This is a genomic window from Bifidobacterium sp. POST2/T3 (B1), from assembly GCF_058197115.1.
Genome location: NZ_JBVPQK010000173.1, coordinates 1 through 5694, shown reverse-complemented (window position 1 = coordinate 5694; position 5694 = coordinate 1). Strand labels below are relative to the sequence as shown.

Genomic DNA, 5694 nt, shown 5'->3' with positions numbered 1-5694 from the left:
CGCAGAGTGCGCCGACCTTGGTTCCGCCGATGTAGAAAACGTCGCAGAGACGGGCTATGTCCGTCAGATCGACGTCGGTTCCGGGAGCTACCAGTCCGTATCCCAGCCTGGCCCCGTCCAGGTAGAGCGGAATCTTGTATTCCCGACAGGTCTGCGAGAGATCTTCCAGCTCCTGACGAGTGTAGAGGGTCCCATACTCGGTGGGATGTGAGATGTAGACCATGCCGGGGAAGACCATCTGCTCATGGTTTCCGTCGGCATAGAAGCCTTTCAGAAAAGCGTCAAGGTCCTCTGCGCGAATCTTGCCCTGTTCGCCGCGAATTGTCAGAACCTTGTGGCCTACGGCTTCGATGGCGCCGGCCTCATGGACATTGACATGGCCAGTATCCGCAGCGACTACTCCTTGATATGACTTCAGCAGGCAGGAAGTGACGACCTGGTTGGTCTGGGTTCCTCCGGCCATGAAATAGACCTGGGCCTGGGGGCAGCCACAAGCTTGGGCGATTTTCTGAGCAGCGGAGGAGCAGTACCGATCCTTGCCGTACCCGGGAAGGTGCTCCATGTTGGTGTCGATCAGCCGCTGCAGGACTGCGGGATGTGCGCCCTCGGAATAGTCGTTGACGAATGACAGCATAAACACCCTTTCTAAGACCGTTCCCGTGTATGCCTTTATGGTACACATAAATTGGATTCCACATCCCTTTCCGGGTTCTTCATTCATGCTTGTTCGGAGCATTGGTACGACATGAGAAAGGTTCGTACACAAGCTTGCGAAGACAAGGCTAAATGAAGACAAGGCTAAATACAGTGATGATTTCATTCAATATGGGACAAATCAAAGTGTTGATGATGGAATTCTGCTTGTTGTCCACACTTCCCATTCAGTTGAAGAAAAGAGGACGATGATAAAGACCTAAACAGCAATTATAACGTTAATAAATGTGACCTTGATGTTGGTCAGCACTCTCCCGTCTTGTTCGTGCTAAAAATGGTAAATCCAATGAGTTGGGAAACGCGTACCGATGCCAGAGAGTGTTGTGCCTAGGACGAAAGAAAAATAGGCATTGTACATAGTGGCTATCTAGAGCAGCTATGAATAAATGCTGCTACCCCGAAACAGAAGCTACGCGTCCATTCCTCATTCTGTGGCCTAGGCTCCAGCGTGGCCCCTGCTGCGAACTGTCTGCTGTTTTGCATATGCTTCATGAGAACTGGTGGTTTGCATCATACATTCAGAATCCTGCAGTTGTTTACTTCTGTTCTGTCAGGTGGCTTCAACGACGGAGTTCCCTGACTTGGCAGTCTCGGCCTCATGCTCGGCAACCTCGGCCCTGGCAGCGAGATATTTTGATTCTTGTCAATCTTATCTTTTTGGTCGCATTCGTTATTGTTCTTGTGTCCGTTCATGTTCTGTTCTTTGTCTCTAATTGCTGGTCTCTACCTGATTTGTTAAAAGGTTTACGTAATCCTATGATGCACTCGCTTTATCAGAATGATTCTAATTTAATTAGTATGAATTTGGGATACTACACAATGCTTCTAAACTGGTAAACCGGAGGAAATGAGGTATGTGGCATGCCGTTGTTGTGGTTGACGTATTTTTAATTCCTCAGAAGGCAATGGGCATAATCTTACATAAACCTGTCTGCTGGTTCCACTACCACCGAGATACAGTATGACTGAGGTAAGTATACTTGTTACACATGGTGGAGATGCAAGAGGACGTACCATACGATGACAGTAATGTCAGCAGCATTGAAGAGTATGCCAAGCGCATTGTAAATAAAACTTTGAGAGAAGCTTTGGATTTGCCCCCGGATGCCAGACCCAAGGGTAGCGGAGGCAAGGGGGCCATGGGCGAAACTGTCGAAGAATACTATTTTCGCATCAGAAACAACAATGTTCAAGGTCCTGATTTCCCAAAAGTCGGTGTCGAGCTCAAAACTACAGGTTTAAGATACGATGCCCACCACAAGCCTTGTGCCAAGGAACGACTCGCTATAACTAATATCAACTGGATGACGATTCTCAACGAGGATTTCAAGAAGAGCCATCTTATGGATAAGATATCGAAGATTCTCCTGCTGGCCTACGACTATGACCCAGGTAGCGACAGCGTCTTGGATATGAGATTCAGACTGGCCACCATGTGGGGTGTGCCGGAAAGAGATAAGCCCCAGATGCTGGCAGACTGGAATACGGTTCTCGCAAAAGTGAGGAATGGGGACGCGGATAAGGTAAGCGGCCGTGACACCGTCTACCTTGAAGCTGCCACTACCGGTTCCGGTCACGGGAAAAAATACCCGCAACCCAAATCGGACCGGTGCGCCAAGCCAAGAAGGTGGGCCCTGAAATCATCATATATGACCACGGTCATCAATCAGCTCTTCCAAAAGGAAAAGTACGCTTCAATCAAGAGGGAAAAGGACGAGGTGAATCTGACCCTCCACCAGTTGGTGAAGGCGAGATTCCGCCCTTACATGGGAAAAACGAAGAAAGAGCTGAAATCTGTCCTGCAGATCTCCGCAAGTGAGCATGCTAAGAACTATTACGCGTTAATAACGAAGAAAATCCTCGGTATAGGTACTGACAAGAGTATAGAGGAATTCGACAAGGCTGGTATTATGGTGCGCACAATCAGGCGAAGCCGCACAGGGCGTGTCAAAGAGTCGCTTTCATTCCCTGCAATGGACTATAAGGAAGTAGCCTGCACTGATTGGGAGGACAGCAAGCTGTACGGATACATGACCACTCCTTATCTGTTTGTCGTCTTCAGTCAACGTGAGGAGCACGGCCCCTTGTTTTTGTCGCAGTTGGTGTGGTGGACGCCAACCGACGAAGACCTGGCCGAGGCCTGTCGAGTGTACAAGATAACGAGACAGCACATTCTTGCCAATGATTATGATCACTTTCCCGGCATCAGGGGATTGGAAGGCAATGGTTCGCATATACACGTGCGCCCTCACGCCACGAAAGGTGAGACCTGTCTTACCCCGCAGGGAACCAGGGAGACGAAGAAATCTTTCTGGATTACGAACAAATATGTTCAGCAGATTATCGACCAGGCATCAGACGACCGGCAATGACCTTGCCAATTCTGTGGGGGATTCCGGTGACAAGAGCATTGCCCATACAGAAGGCCCTGTGCCCGTCGCTCATACCGTCATCTGTCCAGCCCCGTGGGAACATCTGTAGCTGGTCGAGTTCATCTGGTACCAGCCTTCTGAGCCTGCCGTTCTGCTCGACAACATGCTTCATACGGCTGGCCCCTTTACCGCCTTCACCAGTCAGAATGGTCCTACTGGGTTTGTCCAATGAATCTGGAAAGGTGACGGGCCCTTCGGCGTAAGTGTATTCAAAACCTGACTTCGCCTCCCGCTGTTCCTTTTTTGCGCCCTTCAAATACGACCATTTCGATAGGGAGTCTTCGTCAATCCAGAATTGCTGTGGAACATCTTGCGGAGGTACAAGGATGTCTCCTAAGACAGTTTTTTGGCCGGTGTACACCGCTTCTACCCGTTCGCTGAATACGACACCGTCTTGCATTACGCCCGCATTCCGGAAGAGCGAAGTCTTCGAATCGATGCCGAATCGGTTGGTTATGTCATAGGGGTCATCGTTGATGCGAAATGTACCAGAATCTTTTTTTTCGGATGGCTCTGCCGGAAAGGCCTCTGCCATGATTCCGTTGCTGTGCAGACGAGTCGAGAGGTCCCATGCACTTCGGGTGAGTTCTGCGAAGATGTAGACCCTCCTCCTTCGTTGGGGCATCCCATAATCTGCAGCATTAATCACTCTCCACTCGACCGAGTAACCCAGTCGGGACAAGCAAGAAAGAATGATGGCAAAATCACGTCCACGCTGTGTAGACGGTGATTTCAATAGTCTATCTACGTTCTCAAGCAACACAAGACGTGGTTTACGTTTCTCCAAAAGTGTATTTATGCTCCACCAGAGGACGCCTTTTTTGCCCTCTATTCCTGAAGATTGAGAGAGCGGCTTAGCCACGCTGTAATCCTGGCATGGGAAGCCGCCGACAAGCATGTCGAACTGTGGGATATTGGCTTCTCCCTTGTCGACTTTCCTTAGTACTTCAGCTATATCTTCATTAACGCAGGATCCAGTTCCAAAACGGTCCTCGTAGCAGCGCCATGCAAATTGCTTGGCTTCGCTGCCGTTGGGCTCCCACTGGTTCGCCCAGACGGTCTGGAAAGGACCGGCGGCTTCCATGTGGAATTCGGGATGCTCAGGATTGTTATAACCATCCAGGCCTAGACGAAATCCGCCCACACCTGCGAACAGTTCGACCACCCTGATGGACATAGACACACCAACTTACTTCCGAGGAAACTCTGACACACCAATGATACGGGGATTTATCGATTTGATCAACCGGAGCGGTTCTCGGGAGCGTCGAACGTCTGTTCGAAAGAGACCAAGTTGAGCCGAAAAAAGAGCATGAAGTTTTTCCAAATAAAGGTAGACGAAATGCTCATGTTTTGCTGCTAGTCAATAGCTATCGTCGACATTTCTGGCTGGCTATACAGGTTATCGATTGTTATGAATAGTTGCACAGGTTGCAATGAGCCAACGGCTTTCTCTTGACGCCTACGAGAAATCTGGTTCCTTATCTTCTTTAAATATATCTGTACAGATACATCTACATACTCTCCACTGCGGGCGGTTCAAACATATCGTTACATTTCAAAGTACCTGTTTTGTACAAGTACGCGAAGTACAGAAGCAATTCCACTCCACTTTGAGGCAGAATTGATAAGCCTAATTAATCTATCTAAATGTTAGATAGTACAGTTTGGTGACATTGAATACCACCATGCGTTAGATATAAAAACGCGGGCTTGACCGCCTTTAGTAATCGAGGGCGAGATTCAATACAGATGAAGAATGGACAGACGACGATTTGTAATACATGATGTTTTTTTATTGGAAAACTATTTGAGAGTTTACCAGACATGTGCCGCACTGTGAGTCCCAGTTAGCATAGATTTATCCCCGGTGAGCTGTGTAATACTTGTGTTTGTAGCGCTTTTGCTGAAATCAAAATCCTCCCAGTTATAAATATTGAGCTGTCATTTCGTAATTTTATGTAACCTTCACTAATTTAGCGATAAAGTAACTATAAGTAATTTGGGATGTAAAAATCAGCATGTGGATTCTTCTTGTTCGATGATAATTGGCTCCGGACCAGCCAAGCCGATCCGGAGCCATGGTTCTCACTACAGCATATGCTCAGGCGATGAGTTCCTTGACCGATGCAATGATCGCCTGAAGGCTGACCTTGGCGTCATTGAAGAGCATCTGCGTATTTGGGTTGAAGTAGAGCTCGTTCTCGATACCGGCGTACCCCTTGCCTCTGCCTCGCTTGAGGACGACAACATGCTGGGCCTTGTCAACGTCCAGGATGGGCATGCCTGAGACTGCAGTACCCGGTCGGCGTGCAGCCGGGTTGGTTACGTCATTGGCGCCGACAACCAAGGCGACGTTGGCTGAGGGGAACTGGGGATTGATGTCATCAAGGTCGATCAATTCCTCATAGGGAACGTTGGCCTCGGCCAGGAGGACGTTCATATGTCCGGGCATACGGCCGGCCACGGGATGGATGGCATAGGATACATCCACGCCACGGCCCTTGAGCAGTTCGCCCAGGTCGGCCAGTTCGCGTTGGGCCTGTGC

Annotated in this window: 4 protein-coding genes; 1 reads left to right on the top strand and 3 read right to left on the bottom strand. The window is 49.2% G+C overall.

Annotated elements, in window-relative coordinates:
• The coding region (locus AC0AP0_RS08260) for a threonine aldolase family protein (protein WP_490430119.1) at positions 1-634 on the bottom strand (634 nt) is incomplete at its 3' end.
• A gap of 1078 nt (positions 635-1712) precedes the next feature.
• Here AC0AP0_RS08260 and AC0AP0_RS08255 point away from each other — a divergent pair.
• Positions 1713-3086 carry a Sau3AI family type II restriction endonuclease gene (locus tag AC0AP0_RS08255; protein WP_490430118.1) on the top strand — a complete coding sequence of 458 codons (1374 nt, stop codon included), beginning with the start codon at positions 1713-1715 and terminating at the stop codon, positions 3084-3086.
• On the opposite strand, the gene dcm is transcribed toward AC0AP0_RS08255, so the two are convergent.
• Both dcm and AC0AP0_RS08245 read right to left on the bottom strand, forming a co-directional pair.
• Positions 3055-4329, bottom strand: a complete 1275-nt coding sequence (gene dcm, locus AC0AP0_RS08250; RefSeq protein WP_490430117.1) for a DNA (cytosine-5-)-methyltransferase — start codon at positions 4327-4329, stop codon at positions 3055-3057. The genes AC0AP0_RS08255 and dcm overlap by 32 nt on opposite strands.
• 921 nt (positions 4330-5250) lie before the next feature.
• Positions 5251-5694, bottom strand: a 444-nt coding sequence (locus AC0AP0_RS08245) for an NAD(P)(+) transhydrogenase (Re/Si-specific) subunit beta (RefSeq protein WP_490430116.1), incomplete at its 5' end; no start/stop codon positions are given.